1 protein-coding gene and 1 pseudogene are annotated in these 508 nt (G+C 54.5%); both read right to left on the bottom strand.

Annotated features, from left to right (window positions below; genetic code table 11):
- On the bottom strand, positions 1-361 hold a 361-nt coding region (locus HP459_RS23340; RefSeq protein ID WP_171936969.1), incomplete at its 3' end, for a hypothetical protein.
- Positions 362-364: 3 nt separating this feature from the next.
- Positions 365-508: pseudogene (locus HP459_RS23670) on the bottom strand (DUF2213 domain-containing protein); the annotation flags it as partial.

Raw genomic sequence — 508 nt, 5'->3', positions numbered from 1 at the left:
AGCGATCATTTTCTCCAGTGGCCCACTTCTTCACCTGGCCGTTGACGATTGAGAGAGCGTCGCCTTTTTTGTAGGTACCGGCGGCAGCGCGGACGTTCAGGAACATTCCCGGCAATGGGTGGATGCCAACCAGCAGATCATCGACAGCAAACGTGTCATCTACTGTTTTGCAGCGCAGATAGTCAAAGTCAGCGACATAGATAATCGCTGTTTCGCTACCATCTACCGACACCTTAAAGACGCCAGCATCGAAGAAGCCCAGGGTGCCGGGCTTGACCGCGGTGGCGCGGCCTTCACGGTTGAGCAGCGGATTAGGGAATACGCCACCGGCGTGAATTACGTGTTTTCCGTCTTTAGCCATTTTTTACTCCGGCATTTCGCTGACTGATTGGGTGTTGGTAGCCTGATTGCGGAATGCACCGTTCAGGCCGAAAGAGGTCTGGCACTTGGCGTACATAGCGTCGAGCGCCTTGCCGTCCAGATCTGCGACTTCTTCATCGCTCATGTT

Origin of the sequence: Enterobacter sp. CM29, from assembly GCF_013179605.1 — a bacterium.
Taxonomy (GTDB): Bacteria; Pseudomonadota; Gammaproteobacteria; order Enterobacterales; family Enterobacteriaceae; genus Enterobacter; species Enterobacter intestinihominis.
Note: the sequence above shows the minus strand (reverse complement) of the source record. Positions and strands in the feature narration are given on the sequence as shown.